This window comes from Desulfovibrio psychrotolerans (assembly GCF_013340305.1).
Classification (GTDB): domain Bacteria; phylum Desulfobacterota; class Desulfovibrionia; order Desulfovibrionales; family Desulfovibrionaceae; genus Halodesulfovibrio; species Halodesulfovibrio psychrotolerans.
In genome coordinates this window covers 50,306-69,979 of record NZ_BLVP01000001.1, presented here as the reverse complement: position 1 = coordinate 69,979, position 19,674 = coordinate 50,306, and the positions used below count along the sequence as shown (strand labels likewise).

The window sequence follows — 19,674 nt, the reverse complement described above, 5'->3', positions numbered from 1 at the left end:
GTATTCTCCGCAGTGAGGGCCTATGGATTATCATGACAATATAGCGGCCCTGTTCAATCCTCAAAGCGTAGCCATTGTCGGGGCTTCAGCCACAACAGGAAAAATCGGCAACGTGGTGTTCGCCAATCTTCTGCAGGCGGGCTACTCCGGCCGGGTATACCCGGTCAACCCCAAGTCGGATACTATACTTGGTTGCCCGGTGGTGCGCAACATAGCGGAACTTCCGGAAGGAGTAGACCTTGCCGTGCTGTGCATCCCCCCGGCAGAAGTTGCCGGGGCAGTGGATGCCCTTGGACAAAGAGGGGTTAAAGCCGTTGTCGTCATCACCGCCGGATTCCGCGAGGTAGGCGGCGACGGCTGGTTCATGGAAGAGCAAGTCAAAAATTTGGCTAACAAGCATGGTATAGCTCTGCTCGGCCCCAACTGTCTCGGCCTTATCAACACGGGGGCCAATCTTAATACCACGTTTGCCGTGGGGCAGCCCCGCAAAGGCAATATCGCGTTCTTCTCCCAGTCCGGCGCGCTCTGCGTTTCCATTCTGGATTGGGCGCAGGAGCGCAACCTCGGTTTTTCCAAATTTATCAGCATAGGCAACAAGGCTGTGCTGGATGAGTCGGACATTCTTGCCTATCTGGCGGAAGACCCGGATACAAAAGTCATAATCGGCTATGTAGAAGGCGTGGAATCCGGCCAGCGTTTTCTCAAGGTGGCCCGTAGCGTCACCCGCGAAAAACCCGTCATCATGATCAAATCCGGCAAAACCAGTGCGGGTGCCAAAGCCGCCTCATCCCACACAGGGGCTATGGCCGGAGCAGATCAGGCATATGAGGCCGCCTTTGCCCAGACAGGCATCATCCGGGTGCATGCCCTGCGCGATCTGTTCAATCTGGCGCAGGCTTTTTCGCACCAGCCGCTGCCCCACGGTCCCAATGTTGCCGTGGTAACCAATTCCGGCGGCCCCGGCATTCTGGCGGCAGATGCCTGCGAACTTTCGCGTCTCATCATGGCCTCCATTTCTGCCCCCGCCGTGGAAAAACTCAAGGCCATACTGCCCCCGTTCGCCGCCTTCTATAATCCGGTGGATGTCATAGGCGATGCCAAGGCGGACCGTTTCGCGGGAGCCATGGAAATAGTGCTGCAAGAAGAAAACGTGCACTCCATGCTCGTGCTTGTCTCTCCCACCGCCCGCACGGGCGTGGACGATGTTGCGCGCGAGATTGTCAACGTGGCCAAGCGGCACACCAAACCCGTCTTTGCCTGCCTCATGGGCGGCCCTGCGGTTGCGGCAGGCCGCGATATCCTGCTCAACGCGGGCATCCCCTGCTACGACTTTCCCGAACCGGCCATTAAGGCCATAGAGGCCCTCAGCCGCTACCGCGAATGGCGGGAACACTCCCTGCCAGTAGAAGTTTGCTACCGCCGGGATATCGGCAGGGCCAAAGCTATCCTTCAGCAGGCCAGAGAGCAGGGGCTGCAGGAAATCGTGGAATTTCAGGCCCATGGACTGCTCAAGGCGTATGAACTGCCCATTCCGGAAACCCGCCTCTGCCGCACAAGTGACGAGGCCATCGCCGCTGCACGGCAGATAGGCTTTCCCGTGGTGCTGAAGATTGCCTCGCCCCAAATCTCGCACAAAAGCGACGTGGGCGGCGTCAAAGTCAATCTCAAGTCGCCGGAAGAGGTTCAGGCCGCCTTTCTGGATATCACCTCACGCGCGCAGCGCCTGCGCAAGGAAGCCTACATCATGGGCTGTCTGGTGCAGGGAATGGTACCGGGCGGCAAGGAGGTAATCATCGGCTTCAAGCGCGACCCGCAGTTCGGCCCCATGATCATCTTCGGGCTGGGCGGCATCTACGTGGAAGTACTCAAAGACATTTCCTGCAGACTTGCGCCCCTCTCGCTGGGAGATGCACAGGCCATGATACGAGAAATCCGCTCGTTCCCCCTCCTGCGCGGGGTACGGGGAGAAGATGCGGTCAACTTTACCGCCCTTGAAGACATTCTTTTAATAATGTCACAATTATCGCTTGATTTTCCAGAGATTTATGAGGCAGAATTCAATCCCGTCCTTGCCAGCAGCAAGGGCGCTTGGGTGGCGGATGTGCGCGTCATTCTCTCCCCCGACTAGCCGCAGCGTGCTGCGGCGGTTTCGGCGGGTGCCGCACGGGACACGCGGTAACGAATACGGTACGTCAACCGCCCGGACGGGCAACATTACAGGAGGACACTATGGCTGCCGGTATCTACATTGGTTCGACGGCCGGGTATTCCGGCAAGAACATGGTTGTCATGGGCATCGGGCTGCGCCTTCAGAAAGAAGGGCTGAACGTGGGCTACATGAAACCCGTTGGGGCCATGCCCGAAGAACGGGACGGCATCCTCGGTGACGAAGACGCCTTTTTCGTGCAGGATATTCTGGGGCAGGACGCCCCCGCCAATCTTGTCACGCCGGTAGTGGTCACGCAAGATTTCAAGGTCCGCGCCTTCAGCGGCCAGTGCGATGACCTCATGCCTGCCATCACCAATGCGTATGACACCTTAAAAAAAGATAAGGATGTCATGGTGGTCGCAGGCTCCGGTTCCATGTACTCAGGCCGCTACTGCAACGTGGACGGCATCCGGGTGGTCCGGGAACTGAACCTGCAGGCCGTCGTCATAGACCGCCTGCACAAAGAGTTGAACTACGACTATCTGGTGGTGCTCAAGGATACGCTGGGCGACAACATGGCAGGCGTGGTGCTGAACGACATCCCCCCCAACTTCATGAACGAGGTGGATGGCCTCATCCGTCCCTTCCTTGAGAAGAACGGGGTAAAGGTGCTGGGCGTCATCCCCAAAGACCCCCTCATGGGTGCCATAAAGGTGGGCGACCTCGCGGAACGGCTGGGCGGCAAGGTCATCTCCGCACAGAATAAGTCCGACAAGGTTGTGGAGAATTTCCTCATCGGCACCATGCAGGTGGAAAACTTCATGACCCACTTCCGCAAAAACAAAAATTCCGCGATCATTGTGGGCGGCGACCGGTCAGATGTGCAGCTCGTGGCACTGGAAGGCAACTGCCCCTGTCTGGTGCTCACGGGCAACCTCTACCCAAACGACATCATCCTCACCCGCTCAGAAGTGCTGAACATTCCCATCGTGGTGGTGCGGGACGATACCTACACCGTGGCCAAAAAGATGGAGATAATCCTCTCCCGCCACAAGCTGCGCGATGTCATAAAGATTCGTCAGGGCGCACAGCTGGTCAGTTCGTCCATAGACTTCGGCTACCTCAAGGAACGCATCGGACTAAAATAGACACCACGCAGCCCGCTCAGCGGCTCTGCACAGGTATGACAGGAAAAGGGGGCTATATGCCCCCCCCTTTTCAATGCCGCCGGATCAATTCCGAACAGCCCCTTCCATGGACATCACGGGCGAAACCGCCCGCCGCATGGAGTGCTGCCCCTGTCCCTTGGCAACTTCCGAAATCCGTTCGGAGTAGCTGCTGCCGGCACTCAGGCAGACCACAAGGAACCCGATCAGCAGCAACGCCTTGCCTACAAACGTTATTGCCTTACGCATGGCACGCTCCTTTCGGCTTGCAATCCGGCTGCAAGGCGAGCGGGTATTGACCGAACAGACAAGACCAGCCAAACCCCGCGCTTTTCCCCTTGCATTTCAAACCCGTGTGGATATTGTGCACTCGCAGTGCTCAGGCCCATATATCCATGAAGAGGCAATTTCTGCCGGATATGCGTTTGCGCAAGACACAGCAAATTCCGTGCTCAACAGACTGCCAATACTGAAAAAAAGCCTCAACCCGGCAGCATCCCATGCCCAGCAGCACCACCACACCCTCTCCCTCCGGCTCAGAAGCCCCTTTCCGCAAAGCCCTGCCATGGGTTCTGTTCATCACATCCATGTTCTTTCTGAACCAGATAGCGCGCATGCTGCTCTCCCCGCTGCTGGTGCCGTTGCAGGATGAATTCTCCCTGTCCCACGCGGCCACGGGCGGACTGCTGCTGTTTTCTGCGGTGGGGAACGCTCTCAGTATTTTCTGCAGCGGCTTCGTTTCAAGCCGCATGCACCACAGACGCGTCATCCCCCTTTCCGTGGGTTGTTACGGACTTGCCCTCCTCATGCTCTCGCAAGCTGCAACGGCCACCCATCTGCAGATAGGCTTCACGCTGTGCGGCATCGCAGGCGGACTCTACTTCCCTTCAGGCATGGCGGCCCTGGGTGCCGTTGCCGACCGGAAACACTGGGGAAAAAGCATCGCCGTGCACGAACTTGCCCCCAACCTCGCCTTCATCCTTGCCCCCTCAATGGCAGAAGTGGCTTTTCTGTTCACTGACTGGCGTGGTGCGCTGCAAGCCATGGCCGCCCTTTCCCTTACCGGCGCGCTCCTGTTCCTGCTGTTCGGCAGGGGCGGAAGTTTCTGTGGTGAACCACCCGGCAAAAATACCCTTCCCGCCCTGTTCCGGCGTGGTGAAACGTGGATGTTCCTTGCCCTCATCGGTGTCGCCGTTGCTATGGAATGGGCCCCGTTCAGCGTCATGACCCTGTTTCTGGTCAACAGCGAGGGCATGTCCCGTGCAGATGCCAACACCCTCATCGCCCTGACCAGGCTGCCCACCCCCCTGTTTGCTCTTGCCGGGGGCTGGCTGACAGACGTACTCGGCGAAAAGCGCATCCTCACGTATTCCTTTGTGGGGTGCTCCCTTTCCATCATGGCTCTTGCCTTTGCACACGGAACGCTGCTGGCAATGGTCCTGTTCGTTCAGGCCGCGTTGCCTCCGCTCATGTTTCCGGCCATTTTCAAGCAGTTTGCCGTATGCTTCGAACCCAGGGAACGCTCTCTGGCGCTCTCCATGACCATGCCCATAGTTTCGCTGCTGGCTGCCGGTCTCATCCCGGCCATGATAGGGCTATGCGGCGACCTGGGCAGCTTCGGCATCGGCTTTTTCCTGCTCGGCGTTACCGGATTCCTGTGCCTTCCGGTCGTATACCGCTTCGGTGCGCGGCAAGCGGCTTGACAGCAAAGCCCCTGCGCCATACCTATTGCGCGGAAGAAAACCCCAAGGAGAATATTCATGGCATACGTAGTTAAGCTGGTTAAGCTGATAAGCGGCGACATGGTCATCGGCAAGACCGGCGTGGAAGAAGGCAAGATGACCGAAGTCGCCGCGTTGCAGACCGTGCCCACCCAGCAGGGCGTGCAGATGATGATGCTGCCCTTCGGTTATCCCTTTGAGCAGGACTTCGACGGCAGCATCAGCCTTTCCCACGTGCTGTACGAATACAAAAACTGCCCTGAGGAACTGAAGACCAAATACATGGAATCCATCTCCAACCTCACCCTCAGCACGGGCGGTCTCGGCGGCATGAACCTGCAGGGCGGCGGAAAGGTTTCCGATATCTCCAAGCTGCTCAAGTAGCTTCCCGGCTGTCATCTCAAACGGTTTCCCGGGGCGGTGGCACACACCGCCCCTTTTCAGCTTTTTTCAGAATACTTCCGGATTGCATAATCACGGCCAACGCCGTTCCCCAACCATCAAGGAAACACTCCATGCGCGAACTGCTCCCGCTTGTTCCCAAGCCCACGCGATACCTGGGCATAGAAGAAGGTGCCGTACACAAACAGCTAAGCGCAGTCTCCCTGCATGTGGCCCTCGCGTTTCCCGATATGTACGAGGTGGGCATGTCCTACCTCGGACAAAAAATCCTGTACGGCATCATCAACGAGCGGGAAGACTGGTGGGCGGAACGGGTTTTCACTCCCTGTGTGGAAACCGCCACAGTACTGCGGCAACACGGCGCGCCCCTCTCCACGTTGGAGTCGGATACCCCGCTGCACAGCATGCACCTGCTGGGCTTTCATGTAACGCATGAGCTGTGCTACACCAACGTGCTCTACATGCTCGACCTCGGCGGCATCCCCCTGCGCAGCAAGGACAGGGGAAACACGCTGGATATTCCCGTGGTCATGGCGGGCGGCGGCTGCACGCTGGCTGCGGAACCCCTTGCCCCGTTCATGGATCTCATGGCACTTGGCGAGGGCGAAGAACTCATGGTGGAACTGCTGGAGCTTCTCCGGCAATGCAGGGAACAGGGCACCTCCCGGCAGGATTTCCTGCTCCGCGCCGCCGCCATTTCCGGTGTGTACGTGCCTTCATTTTTCCAACCGGAAGACAGCGATAAACCGCTCGTCCCCGTCCGCCCGGACATCCCGGTTCCGGCACGGCGCGTGGTTCCGAACATGAACACCGCGCCCTTCCCGGTTATCCAGCCGGTTCCGTTCGGTGCCGTGCACAGCCGTCTCGCGCTGGAAATTGGCCGCGGCTGCACCCGCGGCTGCCGCTTCTGTCAGGCGGGCATCATCTACCGTCCGGCGCGGGAACGCTCAGTGGAAGAACTGGAAGGCATCCTGCATAAGGCGCTCAGCGCCACGGGCTACGACGAGCTTTCCTTCCTCTCCCTGTCCACGGGCGATTTTTCCGCGCTGAAAACCCTGTTCACCCGCACGGTAGACCGGTGCAGTGAAGAACAGATTTCCGTCTCCCTGCCCTCCCTGCGCGTAGGCTCCATAGATGACGACATCATGGCACGCATGGCGGGCATACGCCGTACAGGAGCCACCCTCGCCCCGGAGGCAGGCAGCCAGCGCCTGCGCGACGTGATAAACAAGGGCGTAACCGAAGAACAGCTGTTGCTCCATGTGCGCAAACTCTTCCAGCACGGCTGGCAGCAGGTAAAGCTTTACTTCATGATCGGCCTGCCCACGGAAACAGATGCCGATCTGGACGCCATAGTAGACCTGTGCCGCAAGGTACGCGGGGCTGCGGGCTACGTGAAAAGGCTCAACGTCACCGCCTCCATTTCCCCCTTCGTACCCAAGGCGCATACGCCGTTCCAATGGGAGGCACAGATTCCCCTTACGGAAATCCGCCGCCGCATCACCTACCTGCGCAACGCGTTCGCCAAGGAAAAAAGCATGCGCATGCGCTGGCATGAACCGGACTCCAGCGCGCTGGAAGGCATTTTCTCGCGCGGCGACCGGCGTCTTGCAGATGTGGTGGAAACCGCCTACCGCAAGGGCGCGGTTTTCAGCAGCTGGATGGAGCACTTCGCCCTTGCCCCGTATCTGGAAGCCCTTGCGGAACACGGCCTTAGCCATGAAGAATATATCGCGGAACGCGACATACAGGCCCCCCTGCCGTGGGACCATATCAACAGCGGCATATCCCGTGAGTTTTTACAGAAAGAACGGGAACGCGCCTACGAAATGGCTGTGACGGATGACTGCCGCTATGCCGGGTGCCGCCTGTGCGGCGTGTGCGATGTGGGCAAACAGCCGTCCCTGCTGGACCGCCTTACTCCGCAGACCACATACGCCAACGTCCTGAATTTTCCTGAACGCGACCAGCAGGCCCATCAGCCGGAAACGGACGAGAGGGGCAACGTGCGACAAACGGCGGGAGAGAGCGGCAAGCCTCCGCAACTAGCCGCCGAATTGGGCCACAAGGCTGCGCATTACCGCATATGGTACAGTAAGGAAGGACCGGCAACCTTCCTCTCCCAGTTGGAGTTGCAGGCGGTGTTCGAACGCATATTCCGCCGTGCCCGCCTGCCCATGACCTTCTCGCAGGGCTTCCATCCCCTGCCGCTCATTTCCTTCGGCAAGGCGCTGCCCGTGGGCGTTGCCAGCAGGGCGGAATGGGTGAACATCTTCCTGCGCGAAGACATGCCCGCCCAGAACCTGTTTCACGCCATCGCCACCGGATTTCCCCGGGGCATGGTTCCCACGCGCATCCAGCGGCTGGATATGGGCAAACGCCAGTCACAGGCCATTGCCGAAGATTTTCTGCTGGAATACACAGGTCCGGCCGAACGCCGTCAGGAATTTCAGGAAGCGCTTGCAGCGTTCCGCCAGTCGGAATCCCAGATATGGACCCGGGAAACCAAAAAAGGGGAACGCACCGTAGATATCCGCCCGATCTTTCACAAGATATCGGAAGAAACGGAAGAAGGCACCATGCTCACGCTGGACTGGTCATCCACCTACGTCTCGCCGCTCAAGCTCGTGCTGGCGGCACTGCCCGGCTTCGGGTTGCTGGATTTCCGTCTCACCAAAACGGAACAGCATATGGATTGAGCCATGCGGTAAAGCCCCTCGCTGCTAATACAGGGGATGTTCCCTACTCAGGCCCCCACCCGCTGCATGGACACATCCAGCCCGCACTGCCGGAACACTTCCGCCACGGCCTGGCCCACCGGCTCTTTCAGGGCAAGGGCCACGCCGCGGGTTTCCGCCGTTTTGCGCGCGGCAAGCATCACCTGAACAAAGGTCAGGTCCGCACCTTCTGCGGCGCGGGCGTCCACCTGCACGCTGGCGTGCTCCTGCATAAGGTCCAGCAGGGCTTCACGTAAACGTCCGGCATGGGCAACGGTAATGTCGCCGTCCAGCAGAAGAACAGCCCCCTCTCCATCGGCGGAAACGGCAAACCCGTGCAGCGTCGCCTGGATCTTCTCAGTGCCCGTCATATCGGGTCTGTCTCCTGTCGTCTGCGCATCCACCTGCCATTCGTTCTGCGCCTCATCATCAAGCATAAGCAGAATCCCGCCGGAATCCGCATCCTCCCTGCCTGCGTCCAGATAGGAAAGATCCGGCACCCTTCCGGAATCCATGAACAGGTCGGCATCGGGCTCCGCCAGCACCTGCAGGTCCTGTTCAAATGTTCCGCTCACCGCATCCTCAGAAGAAAATTCGTCCGGCATATCCCCTATGCCCCCCGCCAATTCATCGTACGCGGCTTCAAGCAATATCGCTGAATAGTCTTCCGCTGCCCCGCTTCCGGCATCCTCCGGCATCATGGATGCATCGCCAACCCCGTCAGCAGCCGCTGCAAAGTCCCCGCTGTCGGCAAAACTGTCCGCCACGTCATCCGTAACTTTATCCGTAACGTCATATGCCAAGTCGCCCGCCAAATCGCCCAACGGGTTATCCACAAGGTCACCCATCAGGTCGTCCACCGGAGCAAGGTCTGCAAACACCCCTTTGCCCACCCTCTCCTCCAAGCCAGCCATCGCCCCCACATCCTGTCCGGCACCCCCGAAAACAGGTTCCGGCAGCAGCCATTCCTTTTCCATACCGACAAGCTCATCCGTCCCGCCATTCCCCCCTTCATCACTTCCGCCCCCCTGCACAGGCATGCCCAGTTCCAGCAGAGGAACGGTCTGTGCCGTCGCATAGTCATCCCACGGCTCAAAGGGAATACGCCCTCCCTCCTGCAAATCCGCCATGGCAAGATTATACGCCTGCACCAGTTCATCCACGCCTTCCATGGGTTCGTCATGCCCCTCTTCCGCATCGCCGGAAAGATATCCCCCCTCTGTGAGATTCCGCCACGAACCGTTTCCGTCCAGCACAGCCTGCACATCCACCGTGTGTATGCGCCCTCTGTCCATCATGAACACCGCATCCACAAGGTCAGGTTCCAGAATGGTGGAAAAAAGCACATGCAACCTGCCCCCACCCACCAGACAGGAGTCCACAGGCACATCAGCGTTCACCGCGCAGTGCGTGGCAAGCACATGTCCGCTCTTCTGCAAATATTCCAGAAGACTAAGGGGCGAGTTGTCCTTGGCAACAATATCCTCCCCCGCATGGAACTCGATAAGATACAGATAGGAACCGTCCCGCAGGCATTTTTCCAGTTCATACCTTCCCACACGCAAGGCGGGTGTCCCGTCAGGCAGAGGAACGGCATACTGTGTCTCCAGCTCCTCAGCCAGTTCGGAACCGGACTTGGCAAGCACGGCAAGCGTGTCATATGTCTGATGATACGCCAAAGAATCTTCCATATCCTCCTGTCCGTCCATGCCAAGGCGCACCATTTCTTCAAAAAGACGCCACGCCTTCAGGGAAGCCCGCACAATGTCCTGCGTCAAAACCAGCGCACCGTCCCGGGCCATGCTGAACACGCACTCCACCATACGGGCCAAGCGAACAGCGCGTTCCATGCCCAAAAGCTCCGCCCCGCCGCGCAGTCCGTGCACAGTGCGAATAACCCGTCCGAGCAGTTCGGCATCCGCCTCGCCTTCTGTCACTTCCAGTTCCAGAAGATACGGCTCCAACCCCTGCAGAGCCGCCTCCGCCTGTTCCCAAAAAACTTCCCGTAACGACTGTGCCATGCAACACTCCATCCGCTAATGCCTGCAGTTTTCCCCTTAATGGGCGCAACACGCTCCGCCCTGCGTACAGGGCAGCATTAAACTCCATACCTTTTTACAGGAACAAGGACAATATGCACCTTTCCTCCGCGCAGGCAAAGTATTCATAGAAAAACCTTGCCTTGAGGTGTTTGGCGATTATCTGTATCAAACCCGCACAGACACGTTGCGAACCGCCTGCCCCGGCGTTAGGGTATGCAAACGGTGCATGCAGCTGACTGCGGAAAACACCATTCCGCAGGGCGGCCAAAAATGGTACAAGCTCTCACGCACGTCATCTTCGGGCCTGCCGGACTGATACATGCCCGCACCGGCCTGAATCTGGTGGTTCCCATTTTTGCCAGCCCCTGAGCCGCACTGCCCGAATACACAGGAGCTTCACAATGTTTCAACGATTTTCCGGCTTCCTGTCAGGTCTGGTCATCATGATCGTCATGATATCCCTGTTCCACTTTGTGGATAAACCCTCTGAACTCACCAGCGAGGCCATGTTGCCCACTGCAAATACTCCCGTTTCCCCGATGGAATCGTCTCCTGCAACGGCCCCCCGGACATCCGCCGCATCCGTTGCCTCCGCTTCTGCCGCAGACATTCCGTCTTGGGGCGCAAACGTCACCCGCCTTCCCAACGGCCTCACCGTGCTTACTCTGGAAGACGCGCGCTTTCCCCTCGTCTCCGTAAGACTGTACGTCCATGCGGGCTCCGCCTATGAAACTCCCAAGCTGGCGGGCATAAGTCACCTGCTGGAGCACATGGTCTTCAAGGGCACGGAAAAGCGGCCCAAGGGCGGCATGGCAGAAGCCATTGAAGGAGCCGGAGGCTACATAAACGCGGCCACCAGCTTCGACTACACGGTCTACCTTGCCGATGTCCCGGACGCCCACTGGCGCACCGCCATGGACGTGCTCAAAGATATGGCCTTCCATGCCATCATAGACCCCGCCGAACTGGAATCGGAAAAAAAGGTGGTCATATCCGAACTGGAGCGCGGCGAAGACAACCCCAGCCAGCTGCTGTTCAAGCGCATTTCGGCCAAAACCCTGCCGGGCACGCCCTATGCCCATCCCATCATCGGCTACCACGAAACGGTCAACGCCATCACGCGTGAAGACATAAAGAATTACATCGCGGAATACTATCAGCCCCAGTCCATGCTGCTGGTGGTCAGCGGCAATATCCGTCAGGCAGAGGTGCTGCGCGAGGCGGAATCCATGTTCGGCGGCCTTAAAAACACACGCCCCGTCACCCCGCCTGCTTCCATAGACATCACCCCCTTTGCGGACGGCCCCACCGTAACCGTGGAACACGGCAAGTGGAACAAGGTGTACATGAGTGCCGCCCTGCCCATCCACGGCTTCAACGATGCGCGCGCCACCTCTCTGGAGGTGCTGGCGCAACTCATGGGCGGCGACCCCACTTCGCTGCTGTACCGCACCTTCAAGTACGAAAAGCAGCTTGTAGACAGCATCTCACTGGGAGCCTACGCCTTCGAACGGGTCGGCTTCCTGTACCTCACCGCCGTGCTCGACGCCGATAAAACGGAAACCTTCTGGAATGAGCTGGTGGCCATGCTTGCGGGGCTGAACGCCTCGCAATTCACCGATGAGGAGCTTGAGCGGGCCCGCATGAATCTGGAAGATTCCATGTTCCGGGTCAAGGAAACCCTGCCCGGGCTCACCTCCAAGATAGGCATGTTCCAGTTCTTTAATAACGGCGAGCAGGGCGAGGCCAACTACATCCTGCAACTGCGCCAGACAGGACATGCCCAGTTGCAGGAGGCCATCAGCGCCTATCTCCGGCCGGAAAAGATGCACGCCGTCTTCCTGCTGCCGGAAGAAGCCTCCTTAAGCGCCACGGCTCTGGAAAAAGCCACCCGTAAAATCTGGCCTGTCAACCCGGCTGCCGTAAAAAAGGCTGATGCGGAATCCCGTGGAACCGAAACAGAAATCGTGGAACTGGGCAACGGCCGAACCGTCATCCTCATTCCGGACGACACTCTGCCTTATGTCGCCATGGACATGGTATTTCAGGGCGGCGACAGCCTGCTCGAATCATCCCGGCAGGGCTTGGCAGAACTCACCGCCCGCACCCTGACCAAGGGCACGGCATCCTTCAACGCCACAGCCATGGAAGAATTCCAGTCCAACCGCGCCTCGGACATAGGTGCCAGTGCAGGCAGGCAAACCTTCACCGTGCGCACCAAGTTCCCGGAACGATTCAGCGACGACATGCTCGGCCTTTTCCGCGATGTGCTGCTCACACCTGCCTTCGCTGACGAGGAAGTGACAAGAGAGGTCACCAACCAGAAGGCCGCCATCAAATCGCGGGAAGACCAGCCGCTGGGCCTCGCCTTCCGGCACATGTTCCCCTTCCTGTTCCGCAACCACAGTTACGGCTATTACCATCTCGGCACGGAAGACGTACTGGATGCCTTCACCCGGCAGGACCTCACTACCTTCTGGGCCGAGCAGATGCGGCAACCGTGGACCATCGCTGTGTGTGGCCGGTTCGACCGTGACGCCATTCTCCGCATGGCAGCAGCCCTGCCCGTACCGCAGGCAGACAAGCTCTCCCTTCCCGTGCCGGAATGGGGAACAGATCCGTCCAAAACCCTGACCCTGCAAGACCGCAATCAGGCACACCTGCTCATGGTCTTCAAAACGGCTCCCATGGGCACTGAAGACGGCCCGGGGCTGGACCTGCTGCAAACCATCCTCTCCGGGCAGAGCGGCCTGCTCTTCAGCGACCTGCGCGACAAGCACGGGCTCGGCTACACGGTCACCGCCTTCCCGTGGCAGTCAGAACTGGCGGGCATTCTGGTGTTCTACATAGGCACAGACCCGGAAAAGGAAGAAGAAGCCCTCGCAGGCTTCCGCCGGGTCATCGCCGACCTGCACGCCAACCTCCTGCCGGAAGAACAGCTTGTCCGTGGTAAAAACCTGATGCGCGGCGATTACTACCGCAACCACCAGAGCCTCGGCAGCCGCAGTTCAGAAGCCGCAGGCCTCGCCTCCTCCGGCTTCCCGCTGGACATGAACCGGGCAGCCGTTGAAATGGCGGAAAAACTGACAGCAGAAGACCTGCGTACTCTGGCCCGCAAATACCTTACGCCGGATTCCGCCTACATCATCCGGGTCGTGCCGTAACAGGCTATCCGTATAACAACCACGGGCCGGCGGAACACTCCGCCGGCCCTTCCCGTTCATGGTAAAAAACGTTCCTGTCATCCGGCTTCCATCTTTCCCCACAGGGCTTAGGTCCGCCGCAGACTGCGGACACACTACGCCCTCCCCCCTGTTCCCTCCGGGAGGACATGCAGATTTCCTTTGTCTTTCGGACAAAAAGAACGTATTAGCCGCCCGGAACCGTGCGTTCCCATCTTTTTTCCCGGAGTAGATCACATGGCACTGAGCATCGGCATCGTAGGCCTGCCCAACGTGGGCAAATCCACCCTTTTCAACGCCCTTACCAAGGCGCAGAATGCGGAATCCGCCAACTATCCCTTCTGCACCATAGAGCCAAACAAGGCCACAGTCCCCGTGCCCGACCCGCGCGTGGACGTGCTCACGCAGATAGCCAATCCGCAGCGCACACTCTACGCCACTATTGATTTCATCGACATAGCCGGTCTGGTCCGGGGCGCAAGCAAGGGCGAAGGACTGGGTAACCAGTTCCTCGGCAACATCCGCGAGGCTGCCGCCATTCTGGAAGTGGTGCGCTGCTTTGATGACGAAAACATCACCCACGTGGAAGGCTCCGTAGACCCGCTGCGCGACATCGAAACCATAGAAACCGAACTGCTCCTCGCAGACATACAGGCCGTGGAAAAACGGCTGGACAAACTCCAGCGTTCCTCCAAGGGCGACAAAACCATGCGCCCCGCCGTGGAAGCCATGGAGCGGCTGCTCGGCTTTCTGAACGCCGGAAACCCCGCCGCCTCCTTCCCGGAGCGCACGCTGGACTGCCTTGCCCCCCACTTCCGTGACCTCGCCCTGCTTACGGACAAAAAAATCATCTACTGCGCAAATGTGGATGAAGACGGCCTGCAGGAAGATAACGAGCACGTCCGGCGTTTGGCCGACTTTGCCGCAGCCCGCTCCTGCGACATGGTGAAAATTTGCGCCAAGGTTGAAGAAGAACTGCAGGGGCTGGAAGAGGCAGAAGCAAAAGAGCTTCTGGAATCCTACGGCATAGGAGAAAGCGGTCTCGTGCAGGTCATCCGCACGGGCTACCACACCCTCGGGCTCATCAGCTACTTCACCGTAGGCGTAAAGGAAGTTCGCGCATGGACCATCCGTCAGGGCTGGACAGGCCCGCAGGCGGCAGGGGTCATCCACTCCGACTTCGAGCGCGGCTTCATCCGTGCGGAAGTTATCTCCTATGACGACTACGTGAAACACAAAACCGAATCAGCCTGCCGGTCTGCCGGTGTCCTGCGGTCAGAAGGCAAGGAATATATCGTCAAAGACGGAGATGTGGTTCACTTCCTCTTTAATGTCTAGTAGGGTTACCCCGTAGCCGCAGGCGCTGGCCGTCTGCGGACTCCTGCTGGAACGGGGTAACGCCATGCACAATAAATTCCATAGCCGGGGAAGACTGCTCATCCAGTGCTTCCTCGGCTTTTTTCTTTGCGCCATCACCTTCGCTCCCGCAGCACGCGCCGTCACGCCTGAGGAAATCAGCGCACGCGGAGAACTCAGGCACTTGGGCCTGCCCTACGCCAACTTCGTCACCGGCCAGCAGGACGGGCTGGATACCGACCTCATGCGGCTGTTCGCAAAACACCTCGGGGCAAAGTATGTCTTTGTGGAAACCCAGTGGGACACCATGTTCGCCGACCTCACGGGCAGACCTCAGTCACCGGGTGGCCCTGCTCCCGCAGAACCCAGAGGAGACATTCTCGCCAGCGGCATAACCATCTTCCCATGGCGTGAAAAGCTGGCCCGCTTCTCCACCCCCACCTTTCCCACACAGGTATGGCTGGTAACCAACGCCCAATCCCCGCTTGCGCCCATTACTCCCGGAGCCTCCGTGGAAGCGGATATCAAGTCCGTGCGCGCCCTGCTCAAGGGCATAAGCGTACTAGGCAAGGCGCACACCTGCACAGACCCCACACTGTATAATCTGGAAGATGAAGGGGCCCGCATCGTCATCAGTGAAATGAACCTGAACATGCTCGCCCCGGCCATTCTGCGGGACGAAGCAGACGCCGTGCTTCTGGACGTGCCGGATGCTCTGGTGGCGCTGAGCAAGTGGCCCGGCCAGTTCAAGATCATCGGCCCCATTTCGGACGAACAACGCATGGGAGTCGCCTTCGCTCCGGAATCAAAAGCTCTGCAGGAGTCCTTCAACGCGTTTTTCCGTCGCAGTCTGCTGGACGGCACCTACGAGATGCTGGTGAAAAAGTATTACCCGGATGCTATTGCATACTTTCAGACCTACTTCGGGCAGCTGCTGAATGACCAGCTCCCCTAGCGAACCTCGTGGGCTTCGCGTTGCGCACGAACCACACGAATCAAACGCATCACCCGAACCTCGTGATCTGAGTGATCGGGGTGATCGGGGTGACCGGGGTGGTCTGGGTGATCGGGGGGATCTGGGTAAGCAGGGCGAGCAGGAGACGCTTGGGGAAATGCCTTACGCTCAGGCCTCCGTCCCCACTGCGCCATCTGCGCTGTCCCCGCTATCCACACAATCCACGCCCCCCCCACCTGCCACAAATTCTGGTCGCCCCGCAGGCTGGCCCCGCGTGGCCCTCTACTGTGCTGTTTTCCTCATGGGACTGTTTCTCTTTCTGCTCATCGCCCTGCTGCATGAATCCAAAGAAACCTTGCAGAAAGCCCAGCATGCACGCGTGATTTCCGAGGCAGACAGAGAAGCACGCGCCTTTGCCCACTTCTTTCAGGAGCACCTCCACGCCCTGAACGGACTCGCCCAGTCACCGCTGTTCGCCTCGTATTACCAAAACAAGGGACTCGGCATGTCCATGAAATACGGGCTGGGGGCAAGCATCACGCAGATTCAGGCGCAGCTGGAACGCTTCGTCAACGGTCACAGTCTGAACGGCGTCCCCGCATACGATCAGATAACCTACGTGGACGCTAACGGAGAAATGACGCTGCAGGCCATCGCCAGAGAAGCCATCCTCGTCACAACACAGGACCGCCCCATCTCCACGCTTGCCTACCACGACACCACATCACCCACATTGCATCTGGCCGACTGGAATCAGGGGAGCGTGGCCATAATCATGCCCTACCTGTATGAAAACCGTACCCTCGGCCATATCATTGCCACAATTCCCCATGCCGCGCTGTCCGCCTATCTGTCTCTCGTAACAGCGGAGAAAAACCACGTTTCCTTCCTTGTGCACGGAAAAACCCATTCCGGGCCGCTTATGAAGCCAGACGCACTGAACAACATCTCGCTGCCCGATCATCACAGAATACGCTCAGGGGTCCTCGAAACTGTCTCCCTGCATGACGGTTCGGGTACTCGTATAGAAGCGCACGCCATCCGCAACAGAGTCGGCGGAACGAATTTCGACATCATCGCGCTGTACCCCTCCTTACATGAAAAAGAAGGCATGCTGCCGGAAAAAAACCTGCTCATCCTCTCGCTCATTGCCGCTGTCACCCTCATAACCTCGGTTGTTGCCGCCCGCATGGAACTGCGCAACGCCACCCTGCGTGCCCGCCTTGATGAAGCGGGACTGCACCGCAATCTCATCAGCCGCCAGAACAGGCTGCTGCAGGAAGAGATTGAGGAACGCAAAAAGGCAGAACGTATCGCCGTCCTTTCACGCAGACAGGCCGAGCAGCTCAACAGGGTGGTTCCCAGTGCCGTGTTCACCGTGAACGAACAACGCATTATTACCGCATGGAATGACAGGGCGGAGGAAATAACTGGGTATCCGGCAGCCATGGCCATTGGAGAAAACTGTTCGTTCATGATGTCCACCCCCTGCGCGTCCCATTGCCCCATACTGCACAACACCCCTCTGTCCAGCCGGGGTCTACAGTGCAGCATACGCACCCGTACCGGGCAAAAACGCACGGTCATCAAGAATACGGAACCGCTGCTGGATACGGCAGGTAACGTCATCGGCGCCGTGGGGAGTTTTGAGGATATCACCGACCAGCAGAACACTCTGGCCGCCCTCGCAAAAGCAGAGGAAAACTACCGTGCCATTGTGGAAAATGCGCCGGACGGTATCTATCAGAGCACCGAGGACGGAGAATTCACCAGCCTCAACCCGGCCATGGTTGCCATGTTCGAATACAACAGTGCCGATGAAATGTGTCAGGCCCTGAACAACAGAATGCAGATGTTCTATGCCTCTCCCGACACACGCGACACCTTCATCGAGCACATGAGGCAGGACGGCATCGTGCAGAACTTCGTCACACAGGCAGTGACAAAAACTGGCAGGCACATATGGGTGGTAGAAAACGCCCGCCGCATCCGCACCCATGCCGGCAAACCCGGGCTGGAAGGCTTCGTGCGCGACATTACCCCCAGCAGGCTTGCGGAGCAGCAACTCATCGCAGCCAAAGAGGCGGCAGAAGAGGCAAGCCGGGCCAAAAGCGAGTTTCTGGCAAACATCAGCCATGAGATACGCACCCCCATGAACGCCATCGTCGGCATGGCCGATCTCACCCTGCGTACGGAAACGGACCCGCTCAGAAAAAAGAACCTTACCGTGCTCCGCGATGCTGCCACCATGCTGCTCAAGCTGATGAACGAGCTGCTGGACTTTGCCCGCATGGAATCAGGCAACTTCTCGCTGGATCCCTATCCGTTCGACCTCGCAGACCTGCTGGATAACGTCCACTCACTCATGCAGGTGCAGGCCGGGCACAAACAGATATCCCTTACCACGTCCGCCGACCCGTCATTGCCTGAGTATTTCGTGGGAGATGCCGCCCGCATCAGGCAGGTGCTCATCAACCTTGTGGGCAATTCCATCAAGTTCACGGATTCCGGGTCCGTCTCCCTGCGCTGTTCTGCATCGCAGGCAATCACAGGCGCGGCGTTCCTCAAAAACATGCTGGATGACCGCATGTGGCTGCGCTTCACCGTCACGGATACGGGCATAGGAATCCCCGGAGACAAACTGGACACCATCTTCCAAAGCTTTGCACAGGCGGACGGCTCCGTCACCAGAAGGTACGGCGGCGCAGGATTGGGGCTGGCCATATCCCGCCATCTCGTGGAGAAAATGGGCGGCACCATTGAGGTGGACAGCACACTAGGAAAAGGCTCCGTATTCCAGGTGGATATACCGCTGTTCATAGCGGATGCCCCGCCCGCCAGTCTCCGCCCCCCCGCAGGGAACGTGCTTCCCCGTTGTACGGACAGCTCTGTCGGTGCAGAGGGCGCTGCCGCAAAATCCGGCCATGTCGGGGCCGACCATGAATACCTCCCCCTGTCTGCCCCCGGCCCTGTCATTTCCGGTCAGGTCATTACCGGTCCCAGCATTTATGATCCGAGCGTCTCCGGCCCGAGCTTTTCTCGTCCGAGCGTCTCCGGCCCGATCATTTCCGGCCCGATCGTTTCCGGCCTGAACCTCCTCGTGGCGGAAGACAATACCTTCAACCAGATGGTCATAACCCAGATGCTGGAAATCGACGGCCACAACGTCACTGTCGCCCAGGACGGGGACGAGGTGCTGCACTTCATGGAACATAACCGGTATGATGCCGTGCTCATGGACATTCAGATGCCCGTGCTGGACGGCATGGAGGCCACGCGCATCATCCGTTCCGGCACCCGGTCCGGCATTGCGCAGCAAGCCATCATCATAGCTTTATCAGCGCACATAGAGCCGGAAAACCACGTCCGGTATGAAGCAGCAGGAGTCAATGCCTGCCTGCCCAAACCGGTCACACTGGAAGAACTGCGCGCCACTCTCTCCGGCCTGTTTCCGGACAAGATACATACCTCCCTTCCCGCAGCCGGACAGCGATTCCCCTCTTCCGTTACCGCAGACGATACACTGAGTGATTTTCCCCTCATCTGCAAACAACTTGCCGGAAAAAAGCAGGTTATTTCCACCCTGCTTGCCGTCTATTCACAAGCGGCCCCTCAGGCCATACAGGAGATGGAAGACGCACTGGCAGGCGGCAATTTTGCAGATATCAGCCGTATGGCCCACTCCCTCAAATCCTCGCTGCGTACCCTCGGAGCTGAGCCGCTGGCAAAAATTGCAGACCAGATAGAAAGCCACGATGCCCCGGAAGACCTGCCGCGCCTGCTGGCAGCACTCAAAACCGGCGTGGAACAAACCGTGCAGGAAACTTCCGGCTACCTTGCAAACATACACGCCCTCCTCCCGGACTAACCGGCTTTCCCCCGCACCCCGTCCATTTGGCGTACCCCTGTTATAACTTAGCAATTTCCCTTGAGATGTCTTTCCCATACGGGTATAACCCGTTCCAATGTCGTTCAACATCTTCA

General features: G+C 58.8%; 11 protein-coding genes. 9 read left to right on the top strand and 2 right to left on the bottom strand.

Features of this window, described 5'->3' with window-relative positions; translation table 11 throughout:
- Positions 1–22 precede the first annotated feature (22 nt).
- Both acs and HUV26_RS00260 read left to right on the top strand, forming a co-directional pair.
- Positions 23–2,128, top strand: coding sequence for an acetate--CoA ligase alpha subunit (gene acs / locus HUV26_RS00265; RefSeq protein ID WP_174408099.1), 2,106 nt, complete (start codon positions 23–25; stop codon positions 2,126–2,128).
- A gap of 101 nt (positions 2,129–2,229) precedes the next feature.
- Positions 2,230–3,297, top strand: coding sequence for a phosphotransacetylase family protein (locus HUV26_RS00260; RefSeq protein WP_174408098.1), 1,068 nt, complete (start codon positions 2,230–2,232; stop codon positions 3,295–3,297).
- A gap of 84 nt (positions 3,298–3,381) precedes the next feature.
- On the opposite strand, the gene HUV26_RS00255 is transcribed toward HUV26_RS00260, so the two are convergent.
- Positions 3,382–3,564 carry a hypothetical protein gene (locus HUV26_RS00255; protein WP_174408097.1) on the bottom strand — a complete coding sequence of 61 codons (183 nt, stop codon included), beginning with the start codon at positions 3,562–3,564 and terminating at the stop codon, positions 3,382–3,384.
- Between the two features lie 251 nt (positions 3,565–3,815).
- Here HUV26_RS00255 and HUV26_RS00250 point away from each other — a divergent pair, with 251 nt between their 5' ends.
- The 3 genes from HUV26_RS00250 (at position 3,816) to HUV26_RS00240 (ending at position 8,137) form a co-directional block, all read left to right on the top strand.
- A complete protein-coding gene (locus HUV26_RS00250) occupies positions 3,816–5,018 on the top strand; it encodes an MFS transporter (RefSeq protein WP_174408096.1) in 1,203 nt (400 codons plus the stop codon).
- A gap of 57 nt (positions 5,019–5,075) precedes the next feature.
- Entirely contained in the window at positions 5,076–5,420 is a 345-nt protein-coding gene (locus HUV26_RS00245) for a hypothetical protein (RefSeq protein WP_174408095.1), read from the top strand.
- Between the two features lie 131 nt (positions 5,421–5,551).
- The gene (locus HUV26_RS00240; protein ID WP_174408094.1) at positions 5,552–8,137 is read left to right on the top strand and encodes a TIGR03960 family B12-binding radical SAM protein; all 2,586 of its coding nucleotides are present in this window, start codon (positions 5,552–5,554) and stop codon (positions 8,135–8,137) included.
- A 47-nt stretch (positions 8,138–8,184) separates the two neighbouring features.
- Here the strand turns inward: HUV26_RS00240 and HUV26_RS00235 are convergent, their stop codons facing one another.
- A complete protein-coding gene (locus HUV26_RS00235) occupies positions 8,185–10,176 on the bottom strand; it encodes an STAS domain-containing protein (protein ID WP_174408093.1) in 1,992 nt (663 codons plus the stop codon).
- A gap of 422 nt (positions 10,177–10,598) precedes the next feature.
- Here HUV26_RS00235 and HUV26_RS00230 point away from each other — a divergent pair, with 422 nt between their 5' ends.
- From HUV26_RS00230 to HUV26_RS00215, 4 genes are all read left to right on the top strand, one after another.
- Complete coding sequence (locus HUV26_RS00230) at positions 10,599–13,361, top strand: M16 family metallopeptidase (RefSeq protein WP_243451193.1); 2,763 nt, start codon at positions 10,599–10,601, stop codon at positions 13,359–13,361.
- Between the two features lie 255 nt (positions 13,362–13,616).
- Positions 13,617–14,717, top strand: a complete 1,101-nt coding sequence (gene ychF, locus HUV26_RS00225; RefSeq protein WP_174408092.1) for a redox-regulated ATPase YchF — start codon at positions 13,617–13,619, stop codon at positions 14,715–14,717.
- Between the two features lie 64 nt (positions 14,718–14,781).
- Positions 14,782–15,690: a transporter substrate-binding domain-containing protein gene (locus HUV26_RS00220; RefSeq protein ID WP_174408091.1), complete on the top strand. Its 909-nt coding sequence runs from the start codon at positions 14,782–14,784 to the stop codon at positions 15,688–15,690.
- Positions 15,691–15,964: 274 nt separating this feature from the next.
- A complete protein-coding gene (locus HUV26_RS00215) occupies positions 15,965–19,558 on the top strand; it encodes a PAS domain-containing hybrid sensor histidine kinase/response regulator (RefSeq protein ID WP_174408090.1) in 3,594 nt (1,197 codons plus the stop codon).
- The last annotated feature ends 116 nt before the right edge of the window (positions 19,559–19,674 follow it).